Source organism: Streptomyces bluensis (genome assembly GCF_014650715.1).
Classification (GTDB): Bacteria; Actinomycetota; Actinomycetes; order Streptomycetales; family Streptomycetaceae; genus Streptomyces; species Streptomyces bluensis.
On record NZ_BMVM01000009.1, the window covers coordinates 205,776 to 230,155 of the forward strand.

At 69.8% G+C, this 24,380-nt stretch carries 22 protein-coding genes and 2 tRNA genes; 10 read left to right on the forward strand and 14 right to left on the reverse strand.

Annotated elements, in window-relative coordinates; translation table 11 throughout:
- Positions 1-163 precede the first annotated feature (163 nt).
- Positions 164-661 (reverse strand): DUF3830 family protein, encoded by a 498-nt coding sequence (locus tag IE262_RS22850; protein ID WP_166681627.1) that lies wholly within the window; start codon positions 659-661, stop codon positions 164-166.
- A gap of 107 nt (positions 662-768) precedes the next feature.
- Between IE262_RS22850 and ehuB the strand changes: the two genes are divergently transcribed.
- From ehuB to IE262_RS22880, 6 genes are all read left to right on the forward strand, one after another.
- A complete protein-coding gene (gene ehuB, locus IE262_RS22855) occupies positions 769-1,740 on the forward strand; it encodes an ectoine/hydroxyectoine ABC transporter substrate-binding protein EhuB (RefSeq protein ID WP_134035651.1) in 972 nt (323 codons plus the stop codon).
- Complete coding sequence (gene ehuC, locus IE262_RS22860; protein WP_229877400.1) at positions 1,737-2,459, forward strand: ectoine/hydroxyectoine ABC transporter permease subunit EhuC; 723 nt, start codon at positions 1,737-1,739, stop codon at positions 2,457-2,459. The genes ehuB and ehuC overlap by 4 nt, the downstream gene beginning before the upstream one ends.
- On the forward strand, positions 2,459-3,109 hold the full coding sequence (gene ehuD, locus IE262_RS22865; RefSeq protein WP_134035648.1) for an ectoine/hydroxyectoine ABC transporter permease subunit EhuD: 651 nt from the start codon (positions 2,459-2,461) through the stop codon (positions 3,107-3,109). The genes ehuC and ehuD overlap by 1 nt, the downstream gene beginning before the upstream one ends.
- A 63-nt stretch (positions 3,110-3,172) precedes the next feature.
- Entirely contained in the window at positions 3,173-3,949 is a 777-nt protein-coding gene (gene ehuA / locus IE262_RS22870) for an ectoine/hydroxyectoine ABC transporter ATP-binding protein EhuA (protein WP_134035645.1), read from the forward strand.
- Between the two features lie 214 nt (positions 3,950-4,163).
- Positions 4,164-4,922: an IclR family transcriptional regulator gene (locus IE262_RS22875; protein WP_134035642.1), complete on the forward strand. Its 759-nt coding sequence runs from the start codon at positions 4,164-4,166 to the stop codon at positions 4,920-4,922.
- Between the two features lie 118 nt (positions 4,923-5,040).
- Positions 5,041-5,114, forward strand: a tRNA-Lys gene (locus tag IE262_RS22880).
- Between the two features lie 128 nt (positions 5,115-5,242).
- Here IE262_RS22880 and IE262_RS22885 read toward each other — a convergent pair.
- From IE262_RS22885 to IE262_RS22900, 4 genes are all read right to left on the reverse strand, one after another.
- Positions 5,243-6,889, reverse strand: coding sequence for a long-chain-fatty-acid--CoA ligase (locus tag IE262_RS22885; RefSeq protein ID WP_189876096.1), 1,647 nt, complete (start codon positions 6,887-6,889; stop codon positions 5,243-5,245).
- 111 nt (positions 6,890-7,000) lie between these two features.
- Positions 7,001-7,606, reverse strand: coding sequence for a lytic polysaccharide monooxygenase auxiliary activity family 9 protein (locus tag IE262_RS22890; protein WP_134035636.1), 606 nt, complete (start codon positions 7,604-7,606; stop codon positions 7,001-7,003).
- A gap of 110 nt (positions 7,607-7,716) precedes the next feature.
- The gene (locus IE262_RS22895) at positions 7,717-8,862 is read right to left on the reverse strand and encodes an SPFH domain-containing protein (protein WP_134035633.1); all 1,146 of its coding nucleotides are present in this window, start codon (positions 8,860-8,862) and stop codon (positions 7,717-7,719) included.
- 102 nt (positions 8,863-8,964) lie between these two features.
- Complete coding sequence (locus IE262_RS22900) at positions 8,965-10,317, reverse strand: peptidoglycan-binding protein (RefSeq protein WP_189876098.1); 1,353 nt, start codon at positions 10,315-10,317, stop codon at positions 8,965-8,967.
- Between the two features lie 269 nt (positions 10,318-10,586).
- On the opposite strand from IE262_RS22900, the gene IE262_RS22905 reads away from it, so the two are divergent.
- The 3 genes from IE262_RS22905 to glxA all read left to right on the forward strand — a co-directional run bounded on the left by IE262_RS22905 (position 10,587) and on the right by glxA (position 15,143).
- Positions 10,587-10,660 (forward strand) — tRNA-Lys (locus tag IE262_RS22905).
- 518 nt (positions 10,661-11,178) lie between these two features.
- Positions 11,179-13,209, forward strand: a complete 2,031-nt coding sequence (locus IE262_RS22910; protein ID WP_189876100.1) for a glycosyltransferase family 2 protein — start codon at positions 11,179-11,181, stop codon at positions 13,207-13,209.
- Entirely contained in the window at positions 13,206-15,143 is a 1,938-nt protein-coding gene (gene glxA / locus IE262_RS22915) for a radical copper oxidase GlxA (RefSeq protein WP_189876102.1), read from the forward strand. The genes IE262_RS22910 and glxA overlap by 4 nt, the downstream gene beginning before the upstream one ends.
- 145 nt (positions 15,144-15,288) lie before the next feature.
- On the opposite strand, the gene IE262_RS22920 is transcribed toward glxA, so the two are convergent.
- From IE262_RS22920 to IE262_RS22940, 5 genes are all read right to left on the reverse strand, one after another.
- Entirely contained in the window at positions 15,289-16,302 is a 1,014-nt protein-coding gene (locus IE262_RS22920) for a glycoside hydrolase family 6 protein (RefSeq protein WP_189876104.1), read from the reverse strand.
- Positions 16,303-16,690: 388 nt separating this feature from the next.
- Complete coding sequence (locus IE262_RS22925; protein ID WP_506005232.1) at positions 16,691-17,401, reverse strand: class F sortase; 711 nt, start codon at positions 17,399-17,401, stop codon at positions 16,691-16,693.
- Between the two features lie 5 nt (positions 17,402-17,406).
- Positions 17,407-18,096, reverse strand: a complete 690-nt coding sequence (locus IE262_RS22930) for a hypothetical protein (RefSeq protein WP_189876107.1) — start codon at positions 18,094-18,096, stop codon at positions 17,407-17,409.
- A 133-nt stretch (positions 18,097-18,229) separates the two neighbouring features.
- Positions 18,230-19,009 (reverse strand): HAD-IIA family hydrolase, encoded by a 780-nt coding sequence (locus IE262_RS22935; protein WP_189876109.1) that lies wholly within the window; start codon positions 19,007-19,009, stop codon positions 18,230-18,232.
- Positions 19,010-19,146: 137 nt separating this feature from the next.
- Positions 19,147-20,127, reverse strand: a complete 981-nt coding sequence (locus IE262_RS22940) for a cell wall protein (RefSeq protein WP_189876111.1) — start codon at positions 20,125-20,127, stop codon at positions 19,147-19,149.
- Positions 20,128-20,318: 191 nt separating this feature from the next.
- Between IE262_RS22940 and IE262_RS22945 the strand changes: the two genes are divergently transcribed.
- A complete protein-coding gene (locus IE262_RS22945) occupies positions 20,319-21,437 on the forward strand; it encodes a Gfo/Idh/MocA family oxidoreductase (protein WP_189876113.1) in 1,119 nt (372 codons plus the stop codon).
- Here IE262_RS22945 and IE262_RS22950 read toward each other — a convergent pair.
- From IE262_RS22950 to IE262_RS22965, 4 genes are all read right to left on the reverse strand, one after another.
- Entirely contained in the window at positions 21,421-22,047 is a 627-nt protein-coding gene (locus IE262_RS22950) for a Uma2 family endonuclease (protein WP_189876116.1), read from the reverse strand. The genes IE262_RS22945 and IE262_RS22950 overlap by 17 nt on opposite strands.
- A 118-nt stretch (positions 22,048-22,165) precedes the next feature.
- Complete coding sequence (locus IE262_RS22955; protein WP_189876118.1) at positions 22,166-23,023, reverse strand: fumarylacetoacetate hydrolase family protein; 858 nt, start codon at positions 23,021-23,023, stop codon at positions 22,166-22,168.
- A 131-nt stretch (positions 23,024-23,154) separates the two neighbouring features.
- Complete coding sequence (locus IE262_RS22960) at positions 23,155-23,937, reverse strand: YidC/Oxa1 family membrane protein insertase (protein ID WP_189876120.1); 783 nt, start codon at positions 23,935-23,937, stop codon at positions 23,155-23,157.
- A 126-nt stretch (positions 23,938-24,063) separates the two neighbouring features.
- Positions 24,064-24,369, reverse strand: a complete 306-nt coding sequence (locus tag IE262_RS22965) for a DUF6412 domain-containing protein (protein WP_229877401.1) — start codon at positions 24,367-24,369, stop codon at positions 24,064-24,066.
- Between the last annotated feature and the right edge of the window lie 11 nt (positions 24,370-24,380).

Here is a 24,380-nt window from a genome sequence, read left to right on the forward strand (position 1 = left end):
GGTGGGCGGGTGCTCTCGCCCCCGCCGCCCCTGCCCGTCCCGTCCCTGGGGGCTGCGCCCCCGGACCCCCGCATGTCGGCCTGAACGGCCTCGTCCTCGAACGCCGGACGGGCTGGGGGTGCCCGGCCTCGGCCGCACCTCCTGCCGCCGGGGGGGCGGGTGGCTACTCCAGGCGGCGGAACCGTAGGTTCTCGCCCAGTGCCCCCGCCCTCCACAGGTCGTTGCACGCCTCCGCCATGGCGTCCAGGCCCTCCACCACCTGCCCCCACACGATCCCGGGCACCCAGCCCACATCGCCGTTGAGGAGCAGGTTGTTGCGCTCGTAGAACAGGGCGAGGTCCACGACCGTCGTGCCGGGGCGGACGTCGCGGTCGTAGCCGTAGGCCTGGGTGCCCAGTTCCGTGCCCGAGAAGGCGAAGTAGCACAGGTCTCCGGGGATCGGGGTCACCGTCGGGTTCTCCAGCGGTGGCTCCGCTGCCGCGAATGCCGGGAAGAGGGCGTAGATCTCGTTTCGGGCGTATTTGGCGTGATAGACGTCCCCGGCCAGTGGCAGAGCGTCCCAGACCGCCGCGCAGGTGATCGGCGCGCGGTCGTCGAGGAGTTTCGCCGTGCAGTGGACCTGCCGTTCGACCAGCGAGACTTCGATGTAGCGGTCGGTCATGCCCTCCATGGCATGCCCTGGGCCCGTCACCGTCAAGGGGGCCGCGCCCGCGGACGGGGCCGAAAGCGATCTGCATGAATCGCTTGGTCTCGGGTAGCCGCGCGGCCATGGCTCCACCACTTCGGAAAGACGCAGAGGAACACGACGAGACAGGGACAAGCGCGACAGCAACGAGAGGGACAGCGACAAAAAGGACAGGGGCAAGCGGGACGAGCCGGAGGTCGCTGCTCGCCGGCGTCGCGGCGTTCGGTGCGCTGGGTGCCGCCGGATGCAGCCGGGTCCCCACCGCGGCGGCGGGCGTGGAGGGCGGTGACCTGCTCGACCGGCTCAGGGCGCAGGGAGTCGCCCGGCTCGGGATCGCCGGCGAGATCCCCTTCGGCTACATCGATACGAACGGCAAGCTGACGGGGGAGGCGCCCGAGCTGGCCAAGGTCATCTTCAAGCGGCTCGGCGTCGATCGCGTCCAGCCCGTGCCGACCGAGTTCGGATCACTCATACCCGGGCTCAACTCACAGCAGTTCGACGTCGTGTCGGCCGGGATGTACATCAATCCCGAACGCTGCCAGCAGGTGATCTTCTCCGATCCGGACTACCAGATGAAGGACGCCTTCATCGTGCGGAAGGGGAACCCCAAAGGGCTGCACGACTACGCGGACATCGTCGAGAAGAAGGCGAAGTTCGCCACCGGGACGGGCTACGCCGAGATCGGCTACGCCGTCGAGGCGGGCTACAAGGAGAGCGACATCCTGATCGTGCCCGACCAGGTCGCGGGGCTGAACGCCGTGGAGGCCGGGCGGGTCGACGTGTTCGCGGGTACGGCGCTCACCGTCCGTGAAGTCGTGAAGAAGTCCGCGAAGACCGAGGCCACCGAGCCCTTCGCACCGCTCGTCGACGGGAAGCCGCATGTGGACGGCGGGGGGTTCGCGTTCCGGCCGACCGAGACGAAGCTGCGTGACGCCTTCAACGCGGAACTGCGGAAGCTGAAGGAGAGCGGTGAACTGTTCCGCATCCTGGCGCCCTTCGGCTTCACCCGGGACGAGATGACCGACATGACCGCGAAGGAGCTCTGTCGCGGATGACTTCGGGACTCTGGGAACTGGTACTGCAGGGCATCTGGGTCACCGTCCAGTTGCTCGTCCTCAGCGCACTGGTGGCCACGGCCGTCTCCTTCGTGGTCGGTGTGGCCCGCACCCACCGGTTGTGGATCGTCCGCTTCCTCGCGGGCTTCTACACCGAGGTGTTCCGCGGCACCTCCGCGCTGATCATGATCTTCTGGGTGTTCTTCGTGCTGCCGCCCGCGTTCGGCTGGCAGCTGGTGCCGATGTGGGCGGGCACGCTGGCGCTCGGACTGACGTACGGGGCGTACGGCGCGGAGATCGTGCGCGGTGCGCTGGGCGCGGTGGATCCGGCGCAGCGTGAGGGCGGGATCGCGCTGAGCTTCACGCCGTGGCAGCGGATGCGGCTGATCCTGCTGCCGCAGGCGGTGCCGGAGATGATCCCGCCGTTCTCGAACCTGCTGGTCGAACTGCTCAAGGGCACCGCCCTGGTGTCGGTCATGGGCATGGGCGACCTGGCGTTCAGCGGCAACCTGGTGCGGCTGGCCCTCCAGGAGAGCGCGGAGATCTACACGTACATCCTGCTGATCTACTTCGTGATCGCGTTCCTGCTGACGCGGGTGATGCGCGGGCTGGAGCGGCAGCTGAAGGCGGGCGTCGGAAAAGCACCGCGGAAGACGGGGACGCCCCCGAGACGCGCACCTGAGGGCGCGGACGCGGTCAAGGTCGGAGGTGGTGCGTGATGCAGTGGGACTGGGGCGCTGTCGCCGACTTCATGCCGCACTTCTGGGACGGACTGCTGGTCACCCTTCAGGCCCTGGCCCTGGGATCGGTCATCTCCTTCGTACTCGGCCTGGTGTGGGCGCTGCTGATGCGCGCGCCGAGCCGGTTCGTCCGCTGGCCGGTCGGGGCGGTCACCGAGTTCATCCGGAACACCCCGCTGCTGGTGCAGCTGTTCTTCCTCTTCTACGTGCTGCCCGAGTGGAACATCACGTTCTCCGCGCTGACCACCGGCGTCGTCGCGATCGGCCTGCACTACTCGACGTACACGATGCAGGTCTACCGGGCCGGCATCGAGGCCGTGCCCGTCGGCCAGTGGGAGGCGGCCACGGCACTGAACCTGCCGCCGCGGCGCACCTGGACGGCGGTGATCCTGCCGCAGGCGGTCCGCCGCGTGGTCCCCGCGCTCGGCAACTACGTGATCGCGATGCTGAAGGACACACCGATGCTGATGGCGATCACGGTGCTGGACATGCTGGGCGAGGCACGGCTGTTCGCGCAGCAGAACTTCCAGTTCACCGAGCCGCTCACGGTCATCGGCGTGGCCTTCATCCTCATCTCCTACCTGGCGTCCGTCCTGCTGCGAGCACTGGAGCGACGCCTTGTCCGCTGACACCGTTCCGGAGCGGCGGCGTCGCCCCCGAGCCCGGTCCATTCCCCTTTCTTTGGAGCCCTGATGAAAGAACCCGCTTCCCATGCCAACCCGCCTGTCGACGGCAGCGAGCTGATCCGCTTCGACCACGTGACCAAGAGGTTCGGGAGCAACACGGTCCTCGACGGGCTCGACTTCTCCGTGGACGCGGGCAAGCACGTCACGCTGATCGGGCCGTCGGGCTCGGGCAAGACCACGATCCTGCGGCTGCTGATGACGCTGGTGAAGCCCGACGAGGGCACGATCACCGTCGCCGGGGACCAGCTCTTCCCGGCGAGCGAGAAGCAGGTCCGCGAGGTCCGCAAGAAGATCGGGATGGTCTTCCAGCAGTTCAACCTCTTCCCGAACATGAAGGTGCTGCGCAACATCACCGAGGCCCCGGTCACCGTGCTCGGCATGTCCAAGGACGAGGCCGAGCAGCGGGCCCGCGAACTGCTGGACCTGGTGGGGCTCGCGGACAGGTGCGACGCCTATCCGACGCAGTTGTCCGGCGGGCAGCAGCAGCGGGTGGCGATCGCCCGGGCGCTGGCGATGCGGCCGCAGGTACTGCTGCTCGACGAGGTGACCTCGGCACTCGACCCCGAACTGGTCGCGGGCGTGCTCGACGTCCTCCGGGACATCGCCCGCACCACCGACATCACGATGCTGTGCGTGACCCATGAGATGAACTTCGCCCGGGACATCTCGGACCAGGTTCTCATGTTCGATTCTGGCCATGTGATCGAGACCGGGCCGCCCGAGAAGATCTTCGGTGATCCCGAGCACGAACGAACGCGGGAGTTCCTCGGCGCGGTCCTCTGATTACGACTAGTGAACGGTTCAACACCGCAGGTCACGCTGCCTGGGTCATGACTTTGGCATATGCCAGAGTACTGGCGTCGCTGCTGGGGGCCCCGGTGGTGCGTCAACTTTCTCGCGAACAACCCCTCCCCGCATGCTTCTTGGGCCGTATCGTGGACAACGGCAAGCATCGCTTGGCTGTCCAAAAACCGGCCCGAGAAGCGCAGGGGGAACCGTGGCGCTCAAGCACGAGCCGACCGCGCCGTACCACTCGGCACAGGACGCCCTGCGCGTCCTGGAGACCGTGGCACGACGCTCCGCCGGCGTCACCGACGTCGAACTCGCACGCCAGACCGGCCTCTGCAGGGAGCGGCTGACCTCCCTCCTGCGGATGCTCCGACGTGAGGGGTACATCGAGCAGATCACCGACGGCGCGTATGTGACCGGGGAGGCCCTGAGCCGCCTCGGCTCCGCCCGCGACCGTGACCTGGCCCTGCGCGACAAGCTCCAGCACACCCTCGACCGGCTGCGCGACTCGCTGGGCGCCGCCGTCTACATCAGCAGGTACGTCGACGGCGAGATCAACGTCCAGGGCTGCGCCGAGAGCGCGACGATCCCGGCGGTCCACGAGTGGGTGGACTTCCGCTGCTCCGGGCACGCCAGCGCGATCGGCAAGAGCCTGCTGGGGCAGCTCGACCTGAACGCCCGCCGGGACCACCTCTCCCGGCACCGGCCCGCCCGCCTCACCTCACGCACGATCACCAGCGAGAAGGTGCTGCTGAGCACGCTGGACGCCCAGACACCCACGGTGCCGGTACTCGACCTCCAGGAGTACGCGGTGGGCACGGTCTGCGCGGCCGTCCCCATCACGGCGGGCTCCTCCGTCGGCTGCCTCGCGCTGTCTCTGCCGGTCGAGCACGCGCACCGGCTGAAGCAGGCGGCTGACACCCTGAACCGGGGCGCGGCGCCCGTGCTGCTGTCTCTGGCGATCTAGCCTGGCGGGGGGGGGGAGCGTGGAGACCCAGGTCACGTTCGGGCGGTCAGAAGCACCCCTCCGGGCCAGGTAATATTTCATGTGTCGCCAGCCGCAAGCGCGGAAAGCGACGGAGTCTGCGCCGCTAGCTCAGTTGGTTAGAGCAGCTGACTCTTAATCAGCGGGTCCGGGGTTCGAGTCCCTGGCGGCGCACGATGACGATGGCGGGGCATGTTCGCAGAAAGCGCGAACATGCCCCGCCATCGTCGTTACTGCGCGGCTTCGCCGCGCCTGTGGGGGCTCCGCCACCCACACCCCCCAAGCCTCAGTGGCCCTCGCCGTTACCCGGTCAACAGCCCGTCCCTCCCCCGCGCCCGGTACTCCGCCACCAGCCCCGCCACGTCCCGCGCGTCCAGCCTCCGGTACGCGGACTCCCCCGGCGGCCGCCACCACACCGGGTCCGGGCACCGGAAGCCCTCGCGCCGCAGCCGTACCCGGTGGATCTTGTTCGTGGCCGTGACCGGCATCCGGTCCACGACCCGGACGAACCGCGGCGCCATCTTGGTCCCCAGGTCGGGCTGGGCCAGCAGGAACGCACCGAAGGCGGGCGCGTCGAAGGTGCCGGCCAGCGTCGCCATCACCTGGTCGCCGGCCACCGGATCGGGCACCGCGTACACGGCGACCGCGTCGGCACCCTCGTACCGGGCGAGGATGTTCTCGATCATCGCGGCGGCGAGGTTCTCACTGTCGACGCGGAGGCGGTCGTCCGTGCGGCCGGCGAAGTACAGGAAGCCGTCGGTGTCCCGGTAGAAGAGGTCACCGGTCCAGTACCAGCCGTCCCGCTGCCGTGCCGCGTCCGCCTCGGGGTTCCTCCAGTAGCCCTCGAAGGGGTTGGGGCCACGGTTCACCAGCTCGCCTATCGCCTCCTCCCCGTTGAGCAGCCGGCCGTCTGCGGTGAACTCGGCACGCGGGCACTCCGCCCGCGTCACCGGGTCCACCACCGCCAGGTCGTCCCCGGGAGCCGCCCGCCCGATCGCGCCCGCGGGAGTGCCGGGCGTCCGCTGGATGGCGGCCCCGCCCTCGGAGGAGCCGTAGCCCTCCACGAGCCGCACCCCGAAGCGCTCCTCGAAGGCCGCCGCGTCCACCGCGCCCGCCTCCGTCCCGAAGCCGAGCCGCAGCGCGTGGTCCCTGTCGTCGGGGCGCGGCTCGGTGGCCAGGATGTACTGCACGGCACGCCCGACATAGGTGAAGTACGTCGCCCCGTACGCCCGTACGTCGTCCAGGAACCGCGACGCCGAGAACCGCCGCCGCAGCGCGACCCCGGCGCCGGCCGTGAGCGCGGGCGCCCAGTCGGCGATCACCGCGTTGCCGTGGAACATCGGCATGCAGACGTAGTGCACGTCGTCCGGCCGCACCCCGAACTGGCCGACCAGCGACCGCCCGGCCGCCGCGAGCCGCCCCTGGGAGCAGATCGCGGCCTTGGGCGCACCGGTCGAGCCGGAGGTGAAGTAGAGGAGGAGACGGTCGTCGGGCGCGGCCCGGGACGGGTCCGGCTCGGCGTCGGCGTACGGCGCGAGGAGGTCCTCGTACGCCTCCGTGTCGGTCACCAGCAGCCGTAGTCCCGGCAGGTCGAGGCCGTCGAGCAGCGGGAGGTGGGTCCGTTCGGTGACGAGGACCCGGCAGTCGGTGTGCAGGATGTCGCGGGCCAGCTCCGGGCCCCGGCGGGTGGGGTTGATCCCGGCGACGGCGGCACCGGACAGGGCGGCCGCGGCGATCCACAGCGGGTACTCGGGGGTGTTGTCGAGCAGCACGCCCACGTGCGGCTCGGCTCCCGGTGGCAGCAGATCACCCAGCAGTGCCGCCCGCGCCGCGGCCGCGGCGGCCACCTCGTGCTGGCTCAGCACCCGGTCCTCGAACCACAGTCCCGGCCGGTGGTCGCCCCAGCGGGCGGCGACGAGCTCCGCGACGGTACGCCTCGTGGACTCCATGAGGGCGCACGGTAGCTGACACCATGTCAGATGGGGAGAGGCCGCGTGCGCCGGGGCCGGAACCGCAAGGGGAACCGGTGGTCCCGGCGCACACGACCTGTCCGCGCCGGATCAGAACGTGACGTCGGAGCAGGCGTAGAACGCGTTGCCCGTGTCCGCGATGGTCCACACGGCGAGGATGACGTGATGGCCGCTCAGGCCGGACGGCAGCCTCCCGGTGTGGGAGAGCGTGGACGGCGGGCGCTGGCCGTTGTACGGGACCGTGAAGAACGGGGTGAGGTTGAGGTCCGCACGGGACAGTGCCTGGTTCTGGTTCCAGCCCTGCTTGGTGACGTAGTACTTGAAGTCGGTCGTGGCGTGCATGGCGGTGAACTGCCAGCGGAACGTGTAGTCCTGGCCGCCCGTCACTCTGGTCGTGGGCCAGGCGCCGCCGCCCGGCTTGGTGGGCGAGTTGAGCTGGCCGAACCGGCCGACCCCGCCCGAGCAGAGCTGGCCGTCGGCCGGCCCGGAGGCCGGGAAGCCCTTCGGCCCCTCGACGCTCTGCGGCTCGTACTGGATGTCGCCGCAGCCCGTGACCGTGCCGTTCTGACAGAGCTTCTGCCGGCTGACGGGCAGATCGGTGTAGCCGTGCCCGGAGGCGCCGCCGCTGGAGAGCACGAGGGCTCCCGTCGTGGCGAGGCCGACCGCGGCCGCGTACCACTTGGTCTTCTGACGCATGCTGTGCTCCTGGAGAACGTGGGGAGTTCCGTGAGCCGTGCGTATTTCAGGTCTAGACCAAGTTCAGGTTATGACCGGCAGTTGAACATGTCCATACCAATTCAGGTGGGTCAGGGAGACACTTCCCCCCGGCCTGTACAGAACGCCACCGTGAGGTCCTTCACCAGCGCCTTGCGCTCGTAGTCGTCCAGTTCGACCAGACCGCGCATGGTCAGCCGGGTCACGGTGTCCTCGACCGAGTCGACGACCGAGGCGAGCACCGTGTCACGGTGCTGGGCATCCAGCGCGGCGATCCGGCGGCGCTGCATGACGGCGGCCACCTCGGGCGCGTACTCGATCCGGGTCGGCTGGGCGGAGAACACCTCCAGCCCCACCGGCGCCGCGTCCGCCGCCACGAGCTGGGTCAGCGACTCGCTCACCGCCTCGGTGTTGCGCAGGGTCGCGTCCTTGACGAGGGCGGCGGGCGGCACGTCGGCCGGGAGCCGCGAGAGCACCCGGGACAGTCCGGCCTCCACGCACTCGCGCAGATACTGCTCGTGGTCCTCGATCCCGAGCGTCGCCCGCGCGGTGTCCTTGACCCGCCAGGCGACGAGCACGACGACGCGGAGCGCCACCCCGTTGGCGTCGACGGCCGGCATCGGCTCGCTGCGCCAGTGCCGCAGCCGTACGTCGACCCGGCGGCGCAGCAGCAGCGGGTTGACCCACATGAGCCCCGTACGCCGGACGGTCCCGCGGTACCGCCCGAACAGCCCGAGCACCCAGGCCCGTCCGGTCCGGCCCCGCGCGAGCCCGCCGAACCCGAACAGTCCGAGCGTGCCGGCCCCGGCGTACGCGGCCCACAGCGCCGGCCCGAGCCCGGCCCCCGGGGACTCGGGCAGCCCCGACGCGGCCAGCGCGGCCTTCGGCAGCACCCCGGCCCACCACGAGGTGAGCACACATCCGGCCACCCCACACGTCCCGGCCAGCACCCCGGCCGCTCCGGGCAGCACCCGCGCGGGCCGCTCGACCAGATCCGGGTCGACTTCGGGCGCGGGCCGCGGCCGCACCGTGCCCGGCAGCCCCTGCCGCACCCGCGGCTGCTCACCGGTCCCCCGCCGCCGCCCCACGACGGTGGGCGCCAGCGGCACGGCCACCGAATCGATGTCGTCCCGGAACAGCAGGTGTACGGGGATCTCGGTGGTCGCCTCGTTCTGGATGAGCCGGGCCGGACGAGTGGCCCGCTCCGGCTCGGGTGTCTGCGAAATGGTCGTACTCATATGCGCCTCCATGCCTCCGCGCAGGAAGAACCGCAGGAAGAACCGCGGGAAGAACCGCGGGAAGAACCACCGGCGTACGGCGGACGAACCGCGGAAGGACCGTCAGGAGTGCAGGCGCCGCCAGGTCTCCGGCCCCGGATACCCGTCCGCCGCCCCGCCGCGCCACCCCTGGGCCCGCTGGAATGCCTCCACGTTCCGCCGGTCCGCCTCGGTCCAGCGCGGCCCCGGACCCACCGCGTAGTACTTGCCGAATCCTTTCCTCACCAGCTGCCGCCCCAGTTCGGTGACGTGCGGGTTGTTCGCCCCGGGCCGGAACGTCCCGCGCCCCGGATAGCCGGGCACCCTGTGCGAGGCCGTCTGGCCCGCCGCCCCCGCGCTCTGCGCCTGCGCAACGTCCCGCCCCAGCCCCTCGACCAGGTAGGCCCACGTCGTCGGCCCGGGCAGCCCGTCCGCGGCCGACCCGCTCCAGCCCTGGGCCTCCTGGAACGCCCGTGTGGCCCGGCGGTCCGCCTCCGTCCACAGCGGCCCCGGACCGGTGGTGTAGAAGCGCGACGCGCCCCGTTCCACGAGCATGCGCCCCAATCGGGTGACGTACGCGTTGTTCGCGCCCGGCCCGAAGTACACCGCTCCCGGGTACTCGTCGGCCGCCCCGGTCTCCTCCGACACCGGCCCCGCGTTCCCCGCCACCACTCCCTTGTAGCGGTACGGCACATAGCGGCTCGAATTCTTCCAGTAGGCGTACGGCGTGACCTGCCTCCGGGCGTGCGGGCGGGTCGACTCGTACGCGACGTAATAGGCGTGCGTGGAGTCCGTCCAGCCGCCGAAAATGACCACGTGCGAGCCGTTCTGCGGGTCGGCCGGATTGTGGAACAGGAGCATGTCACCGGGCTGTAGTTCATCCTTCGAAATCCGCACGGCGAACTTGTCGAGGCTGCCCGTCCATTCGTTCTGTCCCAGGTTCCAGGCCATCGAGACAAAGCCCGAGCAGTCCTGCCGGTAACCGTCCGACCAGTACGACGTCATGCTGTACGGGACCTGCGCGGCGACCCACCTCTTGGCCCGGTTGATGATCTCCGTCCGGGTGATCGAGGGAAGCCTGGTGGTGTCCGGGGGAGGGCCACCGGGTGGCGCCTGCCCCGCCGGGCCGTGCAGCGGAGCCTCGCGCCCCTGGGGCGTGTCGGGCGTGTCGGGCCCGTCGGTGTCAGGGCCGTCATCTGCGGGAACGCCCGGCACGGCGGGCCCGTGGACGGCCGCGACCGCGGGCACGGCGGGCCCCACGCCGAGCGCCGTGCCCGCCGTGGCGGCCGTGGCCGCCAGGACGAGGCCACGGCGGGCCGCCGGATGGCCGACATTCCCCTGCACCCGTGAACACGGCATGACCAGCCGCCGGTGCACACACCCGGGGCATTCGCAGTCACTCGGGGGATCGAATTCCTCGAATACCGGGGTTCCCATGCGATTCCCTTCCATCCCATCCACCCGCCGGCTGGACATTTCTGCGCTTCCGCACGGCCGTCAGTTTCTCAACGGTCATCCGGTGTCGCATGTTGACGGTCCAAATGACGTACGCCCCCCATCGAATGAGGGACACTCAGACGTCCGGGACGCTCGGGTCTCCGGGGCACGGAAGCCCGGGGGAAGCTCCTGGCCGCCCGGGAACCCACCGCGCGAGCCGCGGGTCAGGAGCACCCTTCCGGATCCGGTAGAGTTTCCCGCGTCAGCAGGCGCCGCTAGCTCAGTTGGTTAGAGCAGCTGACTCTTAATCAGCGGGTCCGGGGTTCGAGTCCCTGGCGGCGCACTATCGATCATGTCGCTGACAAGGGCGCCCTCGGTCTCCGAGGGCGCCCTTTCGCGCTGGTGATTCCTTGCATGGCGGGGTGTTGGGTGGAGCGAACCCAGCTGTCAGTGCAGCACCCGGCGCGCACGCATATGCCGACGTGACCAGGCGAGCGCCCCTACGCCCGAAAGTGCACACTCCCGTACCCCAATGTGCCCGTATGGCCGGTAAACAGCGCGTTTCCTGTCTTGCGATCATGCTGAACGCCATAGAACCCTGAGCCGTAAAAGACTGCGGATACACGGCAGTTGGGGGGCTTGGGCCGGGTTCGGCCCCGACGGGGAATGGGGGTCCCCGTTAGTGAACGGATGCCGAGGAGGGCATCATGCAACCGGAAGGTCGTCGTCCCGTGTCTATAAGGTGTAGATCACGTGGGGACGCAGGCCTGCCACTGATACGTCCGGGGACGGTCTAGGGGGACCCCAGCCGGGCGGAACGACCGACGACCACACACGCGCGTGTGTGCGGGGGGATGACTCATGACGTCGACGCCGACGGGCGCCCGGCAGAATTTCGACCCGTCTGAGACCACCCAGCTCAGGGTGCCATCGACTCGGACGGGCAGCTTCCGCAGGATCAAGAAGACGCTGCCCAGATACGACTACGAGCACTACAGCCGACTCGCGGGCCCCCTCACTCAACCCGATCCGACCAAGCCGTACAAGGTGCAGTACCGCACTCTGCTCTCGCAGGAGCCGCACCGCGTCCGCGCCGCCCTGATGCTGGGTGCGGCCCCGATACTCTCCCTGGTCCTGCTGTTCTGGCTGCTGCAGCCGGAGCACTGGACCGAACGCGACTACCCGGCCTACGACTTCCTGCCGGCGCTCGACGTCGTGATGCTGGTCTCGATCGGTCTGATCGAGTTCTTCCGCTGCATGAACGTGCTGTCGAACGCGCACGCCACCCTCGTCGCCCGCGACCCGGTCCCGGTGGTGCCCGAGGTCGGCACCCGAGTCGCCTTCCTCACCTCCTTCGTGCCCGGCAAGGAGCCGCTGGAGATGGTGACGAAGACACTGGAGGCGGCGGTGAAGATCCGCCACCGGGGCCTCATGCACGTCTGGCTGCTGGACGAAGGCGACGACCCCGAGGTGAAGGCGGTCTGCGAGCGCCTCGGCGTGCACCACTTCTCCCGCAAGGGCGTCGCGAAGTGGAACCGGCCCAAGGGCCCGCACCGCGCCAAGACCAAGCACGGCAACTACAACGCCTGGCTGGACGCGCACGGCGACGACTACGACTACTTCGCCTCGGTCGACACCGACCATGTGCCGCTGCCCAACTACCTGGAGCGGATGCTCGGTTTTTTCCGCGACCCGGACGTGGGCTTCGTCATCGGCCCGCAGGTGTACGGCAACTACGACAACCCCATCACCAAGTCGGCGGAGTCGCAGCAGTTCCTCTTCCACGCGCTGATCCAGCGCGCGGGCAACGCGTACGGCGCGCCGATGTTCGTGGGCACCTCGAACGCCGTACGCATCAAGGCGCTCAAGCAGATCGGCGGCCTGTACGACTCGATCACCGAGGACATGGCGACGGGCTTCGAGATCCACCGCCACAGAAACCCGGCGACGGGCAGGAAGTGGCGCTCGGTCTACACCCCGGACGTGCTCGCGGTCGGTGAGGGACCGGCGGCCTGGACGGACTTCTTCACCCAGCAGATGCGCTGGTCGCGAGGGACGTACGAGACGATCCTCAAGCAGTACTGGAAGGGCTGGTACTCGCTGCCGCCGAGCAAGCTCTTCAACTACACGATGATGATCATCTTCTACCCGATGTCGGCCCTCAACTGGATCCTGGCAGCGCTGAGTTGCGCGCTGTTCCTGGGTCTGGGCGCCTCGGGTGTGAACATCGACCCGACGATCTGGCTGATGCTCTACGGCAACGCCTCCGCGCTCCAGATCGGTCTCTACGTCTGGAACCGCCGCCACAACGTCTCGCCGCACGAGCCGGAGGGCTCCGGCGGCGTGGCCGGCATGATCATGTCCGCGCTGTCGGCACCGCTCTACGCGAAGGCGCTGATCGATTCGGTGCTGCGCCGCAAGAGCAAGTTCGTGGTCACGCCCAAGGGGGATTCGGCCAGCCCGGACACGTGGTTCGGGACCTTCCGGTACCACTGGTACTTCATCCTGGTCTTCGCCGCCTCGATCAGTGCGGGCTTCGCCTTCGGCCACTCCCACCCCGCGATGATCATCTGGGCGACGTTCGCGCTGCTGATCACCGCCTCGCCGATGTTCGCCTGGCGCTGGCAGATGCGGCAGGACCAGAAGAAGCCGACGGGTGCGGCACCGGCGGCGGGAGAACCGCAGGGCGCCGTGACGTCGACACAGCCGTTGCCGGCCCAGCAGGGCCCGCACACGGGGGCCCCACACATGGGCGGCCCGCACATGGGGGTCCCACATACGGGTGGTCCTCACACTGGGGGCCACGCGCCGCAGCAGAAACCGAGCTGGGCGGCCCCGCACGGCGGCAACGAGCAGACCATGCAGATCGCCCTTGGGGGACGTAAGAAATGACAGACCGTGCAGGCCGCCGTCGCGCTCGTCGTCTGGCGATAGGCGCGGCGGTGGTGCTGGCGCTGGCCGGGATGAACGGGCCGTGGCTGTACCGCTTCGGGACGGAGCAGTACCACCAGTACAAGATCAACAGACCTGAGTACAAGGCCGAGAACGGCAAGTGGGACATCGTCGAGTTCCCCAAGGAGTTCCGGCAGAACACGATCCACGCGGCGCTGCTGCGCACCGGGAAGGTGCTGTTGGTCGCGGGTTCGGGCAACAACCAGGACAACTTCGACGCGAAGAAGTTCGACACCCGGATCTGGGACCCGGTGAAGGGCACGATCAAGAAGATCCCGACGCCCGCCGACCTGTTCTGCACGGGCCACACCCAGTTGGGCAACGGCAACCTGCTGATCGCGGGCGGCACCAAGCGGTACGAGAAGCTCAAGGGTGACGTCACCAAGGCCGGCGGCCTGATGATCGTCCACAACGAGAACCCGGACAAGCCGATCACCCTGCCCGCGGGCACCAAGTTCACCGGCAAGGAGAACGGCAAGACGTTCATCTCCAAGGACCCGGTGCTCGTACCGCGTGCGAAGAAGGTGTTCGACCCGGCGACCGGCAGGTTCCTGCGCAACGACCCGGGGCTCGGCCGTATCTACGTCGAGGCCGCGAGGTCCGGCAAGAAGTACGAGACCGGCACCGAGGACAACTACCGGGTCCAGGGCCTCACGGGCGCCGACGCGCGCAACACGTACGGCATCGCGCAGAAGCTCGCCCTCGACAAGAAGGACTTCCAGGGCATCAGGGACGCCTTCGAGTTCGACCCGGTCGCCGAGAAGTACATCAAGGTCGATCCGATGAACGAGGCGCGTTGGTACCCCACGCTGACCACCCTCTCGGACGGCAAGGTCCTCTCCCTGTCCGGGCTGGACGAGATCGGCCAGCTGGTGCCGGGCAAGAACGAGGTCTACAACCCGTCGACCAAGGCGTGGACGTACACGAAGAAGATCCGGCAGTTCCCGACCTACCCGGCGATCTCCCTGATGCAGAACGGCAAGCTGTTCTACTCGGGCGCGAACGCCGGGTACGGCCCCGACGACGTGGGCCGCGACCCGGGCATCTGGGACCTGGAGACCAACAAGTTCACCAAGGTCCCGGGCATGAGCGACCAGAAACTGCTGGAGACCGCCGGCACGGTGCTGCTGCCGCCCGCGCAGGACGAGAAGTACATGGTGATCGGCGGCGGCGGGGTCGGCGAGTCGGAGAGGTCCAGCAAGAAGACCCGCATCGTCGACCTGCTGAAGGACGACCCGAGGTTCGTGGACGGGCCGTCGCTGGAGAAGGGCACGCGCTACCCGCAGGCCTCGATCCTGCCCGACGACACCGTGCTCATCTCCGGTGGCTCGGAGGACTACCGCGGCCGCGGCGCCTCCGACATCCTCCAGGCACGGCTCTACGACGCGAAGAACGGCGACATGCGGCGCGTGGCCGACCCGCTGGTGGGCCGCAACTACCACTCGGGGTCCATCCTGCTCCCCGACGGCCGGGTGATGTTCTTCGGCTCGGACTCGCTCTACGCGGACAAGGCCAACACCAAGCCGGGTGAGTTCGAGCAGCGCATCGAGATCTACACGCCGCCGTACCTGTACCGGGACGCGAGGCCGTCCCTCTCCGGGGGCCCGAAGACGGTTCAGCGGGGTGACTCGGCGACCTTCTCCTCGAAGCACGCCTCGTCCATCAGGACGGCCCGTCTGATCCGCCCCAGCGCGTCCACCCATGTCACGGACGTCGACCAGAAGTCCATCGCCCTCGACGTCAAGACGTCCGGCAGCAGCGTCACGGTGACCGTCCCGAAGAACCGCAACCTGGTCCAGTCCGGCTGGTACATGCTGTTCGTCACGGACGACCAGGGAACTCCGAGCAAGGCTCAGTGGGTGAGGGTTCCGTAGGACTCAAAACAGCAGGTCCCCCGCGCGATGCGCGGGGGACCTGCTGTTTTGAGTCTTTGGGGGCGCGAGGAACTGCGCGACAAGCCACAACGCACCCGCAGCCGCCAAGCAACCGAAAGCACCCCCACAGAAGGCGCCCCCGTTGTCAGCCGGAGGCCCCCGTCAACTTCAACGCGTACTCCGGCCACCACTCCCCCGCCTTGGGCCCCCCCTTGCACTCACCGTCCGACTCACCGGGCCGCTTGACCCACACATACGCGTCCACCAGAGGATCGGCCGTCTTCGTGGTCGGGGCCTCACCCAACGCCCGCCCCGGCGGATTGCACCAGCGCTCGTCGGCCTTCCCCTCGGTGTACGGCCCGTTGCCGTTACGACTGGTGTCGATGACGAACGGCTTGTTCCCGACCTTCGCGGAGAGCTCCTTGCCGTACTTGATGGAGTCCTCGGTGGTGTAGAAGTTCGAGACGTTGACCGAGAACCCGTCGGCCTGGTCCACGCCCGCCCACTTCAACGGCTCGAAGATCTGGTCGGGGTGCCCCCACCCGGCGTTGCCCGCGTCCAGGTACACCTTGGTGTTCCGCAGCGCCCCGAGCTTCTCGATCGCGCCCTTGAGCAGGTCGTACCGCTCCTCGTGGAACTCTTCCGCGGTACACCCGTCCACCAGGTGCAGCACCGCGTCCGGCTCCAGGACGACCGTCGCGGGCCGGTCGCCGATGCCCTTGGCGACGCCGTCGATCCACGCCCGGTACGCGTTGCCGTCGGCCGCGCCGCCGCTGGAGTACTGGCCGCAGTCGCGGTGCGGAATGTTGTAGAGGACGAGGAGCGCGTCCCGGTCCGCCTTCTCGGCCGCCTCGGTGAACCCCTTCGCCTCCTGCTCGGGGTTCTCCGGCCCGATCCAGTTCCCGGTCGGCTGCTCGGCGATCTTGCGGATCTGCTTCGCTTCCTCCGTCTTGCCGTCCTTCTCGTACGCGGCGACCTGCTTCGCCGCGTTCCCCTCCGGGTTGACCCAGAACGGGTCCGAACCCTTGGGCTGCTGGCTGATCTTGCCGTCGGAGCCCTTGTCATCCTTGTCGCCGCCGTCTCCCCCGAAACAGCCGGCGACGAGCAGTGCCGCCCCCGCCACGACCACGGACGCCCGTGCCCCCCTCTTGCCGTACATCCAACTCCCCCCTGTATGCAGCGCCGTACGTCCCAATCCTGACATACGTCCCGCCGCGCCCCCGAGATCATCCGTGCCTTGTCGGACACCGAACGGCCTTTCGTGCAGGACGAGTTGGCCGACCGCCGCACACGCCGGACCACACCGGACCACGCCGACAAGCAATGGCGAAAGCCCGCCGTCCGGGTGCATCACATAGAGCCACCGGTGGTCGACTTGGCGTCAAACTGCCTCTAGGCCAGGGGCTTTCATCCGTTCTAGAGTTGTTCGAACGAGATGACCTCCCGCGCCTGTGCCGGGTTACTCCCGCGGCCCGAGCGCGCGCGGTAGAGGACCAGCCCGGTCGGCGGCTCCGGGGGGAGCGGGTCGCCGACCGGGCCAAGGTGGGTCACGGTCTCGCAGCGGTGAGGTACGCGGACACGATCACGTCGGGCGTGCAGGTGCCGTTGTCCTGGCTGCCGTTGTCCCGGTCGACGGTGCGGCCGCAGCCGACCAGCCGCAGCTCGGCCCGCCCCGACTGCCGTACGCCGTACGCCTGTCGGGCGTCGAGGCGTTCCCGGCCGACGAGCCTGACGTCGTCCACGGTGAACTCGGCGGCCGTCCCGTCGTCGCGGACCACCCGGACCGTCTCGCCGATCCGCACCGCGCCGAGCCCGTGGAAGACGCCGGGCCGTGCCCCGGTGCCGGCGTACCCCACGAACAGCTCGGCTCCCTCGGCACCAGGGCGTGTTCCGGCCGCGTACCAGCCGACGGCGCCCGAGCGGGCGTACGGCGGCGGGTCGATCGCGCCCCGGTCGTCCGGTCCGCGGGCCGTGACCGGCGCCCGCACGCCCAGGGACGGGATGTCCAGCCGTTGCGGCCGGGCGTCTTCCCACAGGTCGGTCGCGTGGTCCTTCACGGGCGGCGGTTCGGCCCCGGCGGGCCGCCCGACCGCCGCCACGTCCCCGGTGGTCGGCGCCCAGATCCCCTGCCGTACGTCGGTCACCTCACGCCCCCACAGCCACAGGCCGAGCAACAGCACGGCCCAGGCGACGCCGGTGACGGGGCGGCCGCTGCCGCTGGGACGGTTCCGTTCGTCAGTCATCCGGTCATCGGTCATCTCCGTCACTCCGTGCTGCGGCCCCTGCGGGCGCCGCGGCGGACGACGACCAGCGCGGCCACACTCGCCAGGACGAGCCCGACCACGGCGTGACGGGCGCCCGGGCCCTCGTCCCGGGGGTTCAGCTCCCTGTTCTCCTTGGCGACGTTCTCCTTGGCGACGTTCCCCTTGGCGACGACGTGCGCGGTCTCGCCACCGCCCACGCCAGAGGCCGTGGCCTGCGGCGACGCCGGGGCCGGTGTGGTCAGAGGAACCGGTGTGGTCAGAGGAGCCGGTGTGGTCGCGGCGGCGGACGGCCCCCGCGCGCCCGCCTTCCCGGCGACCGTGAGCATCGCCTCGATCTTGTCCTCGACGCCGTCGCAGGGGACCTCGACCCGGTACGTTCCCGGCCTGAGCGAGGAGCGGACCCGGGTCTCGCCGACGAGCACACCGCCCCTGCCGGTGACCGCGGCCTCGGTGACCGCGGCCTCCGTGAGCACGGCGTCCGCCACGAACGCCTCCGACGAGGCCGTTCCCGTCCGCCCCGAGCATCCCCGGGCGCGCACCTGGATGTCGCTGCCGGGCGCCGCGGGCGACGGTGTCACCGAGATCCCGCCATCGGCCGCGTACGCCACCGGACATGCCGCCCCGGGCGTCAGCGTGGCCGCGACCGCGACCGCCGCACCGGAACAGAATGTGAGTCCTACTGAACCCATCGTGAACCTCCAGACATCTGGAGACTCCCTCTCCGGACCCGCACGCGCATCCGGGCAGGGGCGTGGCCTGCTCCGTTCGGGTGGGGGGATGTTTGCCGTGATGGGCGGGAGGGCCGGGAGGGGCGGTCGGGTGTCAAACGCGGTCGACCAGGTCGGCGATCGAGTCCACGACCTTGGAGGGCCGGTACGGGAAGTTCTCCACCTCGTCGGGGCGCGTGAGCCCCGTCAGCACGAGGAACGTCTGCATCCCCGCCTCGATACCGGCCAGGACGTCGGTGTCCATGCGGTCGCCGATCATCGCGCTGGTCTCGGAGTGCGCGCCGAGCGTGTTCAGCCCGGTCCGCATCATCAGCGGGTTCGGCTTGCCCGCGAAGTAGGGCTTCCGGCCGGTCGCCTTGGTGATGAGCGCGGCGACCGCGCCGGTGGCGGGCAGCGGGCCCTCGGTCGACGGGCCGGTCTCGTCGGGGTTGGTCGCGATGAAGCGGGCACCCGCCTCGATCAGCCGCACGGCCTTGGTCATGGCCTCGAAGGAGTACGTACGGGTCTCCCCGAGGACGACGTAGTCGGGGTCGTGGTCCGTGAGTACGTACCCGATGTCGTGCAGGGCGGTGGTGAGGCCCGCCTCGCCGATGACGTAGGCCGTGCCGCCGGGCCGCTGGTCGTCGAGGAACTGGGCGGTGGCGAGGGCGGAGGTCCAGATGTTCCCGACGGGCACGTCCAGGCCCATACGGGACAGCCGGGCGTGCAGGTCGCGGGGCGTGTAGATGGAGTTGTTGGTGAGCACGAGGAACGGCTTGCCGGACTCCCGGAGCTTCTTGATGAAGGCGTCGGCTCCGGGGATCGGCACGCCCTCGTGTATCAGCACACCGTCCATGTCGGTGAGCCACGACTCGATGGGCTTGCGCTCTGCCATGTGCGATCTCCTGCCGTACGTCCGCGGTTCGTGCTGGGCGCCGGACGTCTCTGTACCGACGGCCCCACCCTAGTGAGCGGTGGCCGGAAACAGGAGGGGGGATCTTGGCTCAGGGTTCGGCGTTCAGCGTTCAGCGCTCAGCGGGACGTCCGGCGGGCGAGCGCGACCAGCAGGGCGCCGAGGGTGAACAGCAAGGCCCCGGTGACGAACGTCAACGTCATGACGTACGTCGACACGCCGGCCCCGGTCCGCGCCAGCTCCTCGGCGAAGGTCGAGCGCTCGTCGCTCGCGGCGGTGCCGCTGGTGCCTCCGGTGTCGCCGGTGCCGCCTTCACCGCCTTCCCTTCGGGCGGTGGTATCGCCTTGCTCTGGTTGCTCTGGTTGCTCTGGTCGCCCTGGGGTGTCCCGCTTGGGGGCGGGGGTGTCGCCTTCCGTTCGGGCGGTGCCATCACCGTGCTTGCGGGTGGTGGTGTCGCCTTCGTCGCGGCCGCTGGGTTCCTCGCGACCGCCGCTTTCCTCCCGGCCTCCGGACTCCTCTCCCCTCCGGCTGCTCCCTTCGTCACTGTCGACGATCCGGAACCGGTAGTCGTTCGACTCCCCCACCCAGTCGCCGTCGTCGCCCCGCCGCTGCACGACGGCCGCGTTCGCCACCACGTCGTTGTCGGGCACGGCTCCGGAGATGACGGCGAGGCGCAGTCTCACGGTGAGGGTGCTGCGGGGGCGGACGGTGAATCCGGAGAAGCCCTCGTGGTCGAGGACACCGACGAGTTCGTCCGCGTCGGTGCGCTCGAAGGTGACGGGGTGGGCATCGGAGCCGTCGTAGAACTCCAGGGTCGGCTGGGTCGGCTGGAGCGCGCGTTTGCCGTCGACGAGGACGATCACGGGGTGGATGTTCTCGCAGGTGCGGGAGGTGGTGTTGGTGAGTTCCAGGGACCAGGTGCCGTACCCGCCGCCCGCGTCGTAACGGGTCGGGCCGCCATGGATACGGCTGCGGAGGGGAAAGGAGCCGGGGTGGGTGCCGGCACAGGTGGGGCGGGAGGGATCGGCGGGCAGAGAGGTCGTGGCGGACGCGGCGGTGGCGTGCCGTGTCGTGCCGCCGGTGAGGACGGCTGCGGTCACAAGAGCAAGGGCCAGACCCGTAAAAATTCGCATAATCACATAACCTTGCCCGTCGGCTCCCACCATCGGCCGCGCCACGCCCTACACACCCCGAACGGCCCTCCAAGTCCCCTCGATCGGCCGAACGCGCCTCAGTCGCCCCACTCGCCCACTCGCCCACTCGCCGGGATCGATCATGCTTAAGTGGACGCATGACGACTGGCACAGCCTCCGCCTCCGCCTCCGTTTCCGCTTCCGCGCCCGGCGCTCCCCTCCGCGTGGCCCTGGTCGGTTACGGCCTCGCGGGCTCCGTCTTCCACGCGCCGCTGATCGCCGCCACCGAGGGGCTGGCCCTCGACACCGTGGTCACCAGGAGCCCCGAGCGGCGGGAGCAGGCCCGTGCCGAGTTCCCGGAGATACGGTTCGCGGACTCCCCCGACGAGTTGTGGAACCGCGCCGGAGAGCTGGACCTGGTCGTCGTCGCGTCCCCGAACAAGACGCACGTCCCCGTGGCGACGGCCGCTCTCAAGGCCGGCCTCGCGGTCGTGGTCGACAAGCCGATCGCGGGCACGGCGGCCGAGGCGCGCGACCTGGCCGCCCTCGCCGACGAGCACGGCCTCCTCCTCTCCGTCTTCCAGAACCGCCGCTGGGACAACGACTTCCTGACGCTCCGGGCGCTCGTCGCCGAGGGCGAGCTGGGTGACGTATGGCGCTTTGAATCCCGTTTCGAGCGCTGGCGCCCCCAGCTCAAGGGCGGCTGGCGCGAGTCCGGTGACCCCGCAGAGATCGGAGGTCTGCTCTACGACCTGGGCAGTCACGTGGTCGACCAGGCCCTGGTCCTCTTCGGCCCGGCCACCCAGGTGTACGCGGAGCCGGACGTCCGCCGCGCGGGCGCCGGAGCGGACGACGACACGTTCATCGCCCTCACGCACGCGAGCGGCGTCCGCAGCCACCTGTACGTCTCCGCGACGGCGGCCCAACTCGGCCCGCGCTTCCGCGTGCTGGGCTCGAAGGCGGGTTACGTGAAGTATGGCCTCGACCCCCAGGAGGCGGCCCTGCGCGAGGGCGAGCGGCCGACGGCCGGGGCGGAGTGGGGCGTGGAGCCCGAGTCGATGTGGGGGCGGGTCGGCGCCGGGGAGTCACCGCTGACGGGTGGGGGACGCCCCGTGGAGACCCTGCCGGGTGACTATCCGGCGTACTACAGGGCGGTGACGGCGGCGTTGCGTGAGGGCGCCCCCAACCCCGTAACGGCGTACGAGGCCACGAACGCCCTGGAGGTGCTGGAGGCGGCCAGGCGGTCGGCTCGGGAGGGGGTCACCGTTCGGCTGTAGAGGACTCCTTGGGCGAGCGGGCACCCTTCGCCTCCCGCGGGAACTCGTTCGTGACGAGCACGATGCCGACCGGTGTATCGGTGAGGTCGATCTCGTCACCGAAGTCGCACGTCAGAACCGCGCGGTACTGACCGCCCTTGGGCCGCATGTGGACATGGCACTCACCGGTGTACGGGTCGGCGATCACGTACACCGGCACGCGGGCGAGGGCGTAGGTCTCCAGCTTGGGCCCATAGTCGTTGGCTGCCGTGTCCTTGGAGATCACCTCGGCGACGAACTCGACGTCCTCATAGCGCCAGCGGCCCTTTTCATCTTTGACCGCGCCCTCCTTGAAGGCCATGACGTCGGAGGCGAAGCCGTTGAGGTGGCCAGGGAAGTCGACCCGGACATCTGAAGCGGTGCGACTTTTCGGGTAGCGCGCCAGAAGCTGCACGACGATGTTGAGGATGATCTCCCAGTGGCTCTGGCGTTGCGGCGACATGTACACGGCCCCCTGGACGATCTCGACCTTGAATCCCTCGGGGACGGGCTCAAGCCACTCGAACATCATGTCGAGAGTCAGCTCTTCGCTCAGCTCGGCCATCACGACCCTGTCTTCGAGAACAGTCACCGTCGCCGCTCCTCCCCGCTGCCGCACGGTCGCGGGCAGTCGCGCAGTACAACGATACGCTCGGCACCCCGGTCACGTCGGGATGCCGAGCGCCGTCATAGCCTGACCGCCGGAGGCGCTACGCGTCCTTGAACTCCTGCCGCTGCCGACCCAGCCCCTCGATCTCCAGCTCCACCACATCGCCCGCCCGCAGGTACGGCTTCGGCTCGGGCGCCCCCATCGCGACCCCCGCCGGCGTCCCCGTGTTGATCACGTCCCCCGGGTACAGGGTCATGAACTGGCTGACGTACCGCACGACTTCCGCGACCGGGAAGATCTGCTCGGCCGTCGTGCCGTTCTGCTTCAGCTCGCCGTTCACCCACAGCCTGAGGGAGAGGTTCTGCGGGTCGGGCACCTCGTCGGCGGTGACCAGCCAGGGCCCCAGCGGGTTGAACGTCTCGCAGTTCTTGCCCTTGTCCCAGGTGCCGCCGCGCTCGATCTGGAACTCGCGCTCCGAGACGTCGTGCGCCACCGCGTACCCGGCGACGTGCGCCAGCGCCTCCTCCGTCGAGCCGAGGTAGCGGGCGGTCCGCCCGATGACGACCGCGAGCTCCACCTCCCAGTCGGTCTTGGCGGAGCCACGCGGCACGAGCACCGTGTCGTGCGGGCCGACGACCGTGTCCGCCGCCTTGAAGAAGATCACCGGCTCGGCGGGCGGCTCGGCCCCGGTCTCGCGGGCGTGGTCGTGGTAGTTCAGCCCGATGCAGACGATCTTCCCGATCCGGGCGAGCGGCGGCCCGACGCGCAGCCCGTCCCCGTCCAGTACGGGGAGCTCCCCGGACTCGGCCGCCGTACGGATGCGGCCGAGCGCCTCGTCGTCCGCGAGCAGCGCCCCGTCGATGTCGGGAACCACCCCCGACAGATCCCGCAGGGTCCCCTCGGCATCGAGCAGCGCGGGCCGCTCCGACCCCGCCGTACCGACTCGCAGCAGCTTCATGATCACAATCTCCTGGGTGGAGCCATCGGAGGACTGGTCGATCGTCCAAGGTCGGCGTTCAGTCCGCAATACCCGGTTCACGGACTGGACCGGCGCGAGCCCCGCGTGGAGCCCCACCAGCACATGGAGCCCTACAGCGCCGTGGCGGGCGCCTGCATGTCCCGGTACAGCACTGCCCGCTCCACCGCGCTCCACGTCGTACTGGTCACCACGTACAGCGCGGCGGCCAGCGGCACCACCGCCACGGTGACGAGGGTCAGGAAGGACATGAACGGCATGACCTTCATGACCGAGGCGAGTCCAGGCACCTGCTGGTGCTCCCCCGGGGCCCCGGCGGCGGGGGCGGAGACGACGGAGGCAGAGGCGGCCGTGCCCGCCATCATCCGCTTCGACCGCCGGAAGTTGAACGCGGCCACCCCCGTGACGATCACGAACAGCCCCACGTACACGAGCCCAGCCGCCCCGAGGACCCCGCCGTCGCGGAGCGCGTCCGCCCAGCGCTCGCCGAGGGGCGCGGCGAACAGCGTGTGGGTGAGCAGTTCGTTCGCCTCGCCGCCGATCGTCGTGTTCGAGAACAGGTGGTAGAGGAGGAAGAACGCCGGGAGCTGGCACAGGCTGGGCAGGCAGCCGGAGAGCGGCGACACCTTCTCCTTGGCGTGCAGCTCCATCAGCGCCTTCTGGAACCTCTCCGGGTTCTTCCCGTGCTTCTTCCGCAGCTCGGCGATCTGCGGCTGCAACGCGGCCCGCGCCCGCTGCCCGCGCGCCGCGGCCCGGGACAACGGGTGGACGAGGAGTCGTACGAGCGCCGTGAACAGGACGATCGCGGCGGCCGCCGCGGAGGCTTGGAAGAGCGGCTGGAGCAGGTCGGCGAGTCGGCCGACCAGGTCGGCGAAGAGCGCGATGACAGCGGACATGGGTGGGTGAGCCCTCCTGGGGTCTCGTCGTGCCGGGATGGGGCCAACGCGGCGAATGTGGCCATTGGCCTTGGGAATTCGGCATGACGAACCGCGCGGGATCACGCGGACAGAGGCGTGCGCACCCTACGCGGCCGTCAGGAGGACCCGTCCGGGCGCCCTGGGCCGCGTACGCCCCGAGGCGTCGGGATCGCGTTGCGGCAGGAAGGCGGTACGGCGCTCACGGTCGCGGATGGCCGTCCGTACGCGCGTGGGCGCCACGGCGGGCGCGCACCGCGAGACGATCAGCGCGCCGGCGACGAGGGCGGAACCGGCCGCGGCGGTCGCGGCGAACGCGACGGCGGCGGAGAGGCTGCCCGCGTCGAGGACGGCGACTTCGAGGAGGAGGAACAGCAGGACGGCGACGGGGCGCAGCGTGGTCCAGGTCCGCATCACTTGCGCGC

Excerpts from the sequence above, each read along its gene's own strand:
- IE262_RS22850 (WP_166681627.1), bottom strand. The coding sequence starts at position 661 with ATGACCGACCGCTACATCGAAGTCTCGCTGGTCGAACGGCAGGTCCAC.
- ehuB (WP_134035651.1), top strand. The coding sequence starts at position 769 with ATGGCTCCACCACTTCGGAAAGACGCAGAGGAACACGACGAGACAGGG.
- ehuC (WP_229877400.1), top strand. The coding sequence starts at position 1,737 with ATGACTTCGGGACTCTGGGAACTGGTACTGCAGGGCATCTGGGTCACC.
- ehuD (WP_134035648.1), top strand. The coding sequence starts at position 2,459 with ATGCAGTGGGACTGGGGCGCTGTCGCCGACTTCATGCCGCACTTCTGG.
- ehuA (WP_134035645.1), top strand. The coding sequence starts at position 3,173 with ATGAAAGAACCCGCTTCCCATGCCAACCCGCCTGTCGACGGCAGCGAG.
- IE262_RS22885 (WP_189876096.1), bottom strand. The coding sequence starts at position 6,889 with ATGGAGTCCACGAGGCGTACCGTCGCGGAGCTCGTCGCCGCCCGCTGG.
- IE262_RS22890 (WP_134035636.1), bottom strand. The coding sequence starts at position 7,606 with ATGCGTCAGAAGACCAAGTGGTACGCGGCCGCGGTCGGCCTCGCCACG.
- IE262_RS22895 (WP_134035633.1), bottom strand. The coding sequence starts at position 8,862 with ATGAGTACGACCATTTCGCAGACACCCGAGCCGGAGCGGGCCACTCGT.
- IE262_RS22900 (WP_189876098.1), bottom strand. The coding sequence starts at position 10,317 with ATGGGAACCCCGGTATTCGAGGAATTCGATCCCCCGAGTGACTGCGAA.
- IE262_RS22910 (WP_189876100.1), top strand. The coding sequence starts at position 11,179 with ATGACGTCGACGCCGACGGGCGCCCGGCAGAATTTCGACCCGTCTGAG.
- glxA (WP_189876102.1), top strand. The coding sequence starts at position 13,206 with ATGACAGACCGTGCAGGCCGCCGTCGCGCTCGTCGTCTGGCGATAGGC.
- IE262_RS22920 (WP_189876104.1), bottom strand. The coding sequence starts at position 16,302 with ATGTACGGCAAGAGGGGGGCACGGGCGTCCGTGGTCGTGGCGGGGGCG.
- IE262_RS22925 (WP_506005232.1), bottom strand. The coding sequence starts at position 17,401 with ATGACCGATGACCGGATGACTGACGAACGGAACCGTCCCAGCGGCAGC.
- IE262_RS22930 (WP_189876107.1), bottom strand. The coding sequence starts at position 18,096 with ATGGGTTCAGTAGGACTCACATTCTGTTCCGGTGCGGCGGTCGCGGTC.
- IE262_RS22935 (WP_189876109.1), bottom strand. The coding sequence starts at position 19,009 with ATGGCAGAGCGCAAGCCCATCGAGTCGTGGCTCACCGACATGGACGGT.
- IE262_RS22945 (WP_189876113.1), top strand. The coding sequence starts at position 20,319 with ATGACGACTGGCACAGCCTCCGCCTCCGCCTCCGTTTCCGCTTCCGCG.
- IE262_RS22955 (WP_189876118.1), bottom strand. The coding sequence starts at position 23,023 with ATGAAGCTGCTGCGAGTCGGTACGGCGGGGTCGGAGCGGCCCGCGCTG.
- IE262_RS22960 (WP_189876120.1), bottom strand. The coding sequence starts at position 23,937 with ATGTCCGCTGTCATCGCGCTCTTCGCCGACCTGGTCGGCCGACTCGCC.
- IE262_RS22965 (WP_229877401.1), bottom strand. The coding sequence starts at position 24,369 with ATGCGGACCTGGACCACGCTGCGCCCCGTCGCCGTCCTGCTGTTCCTC.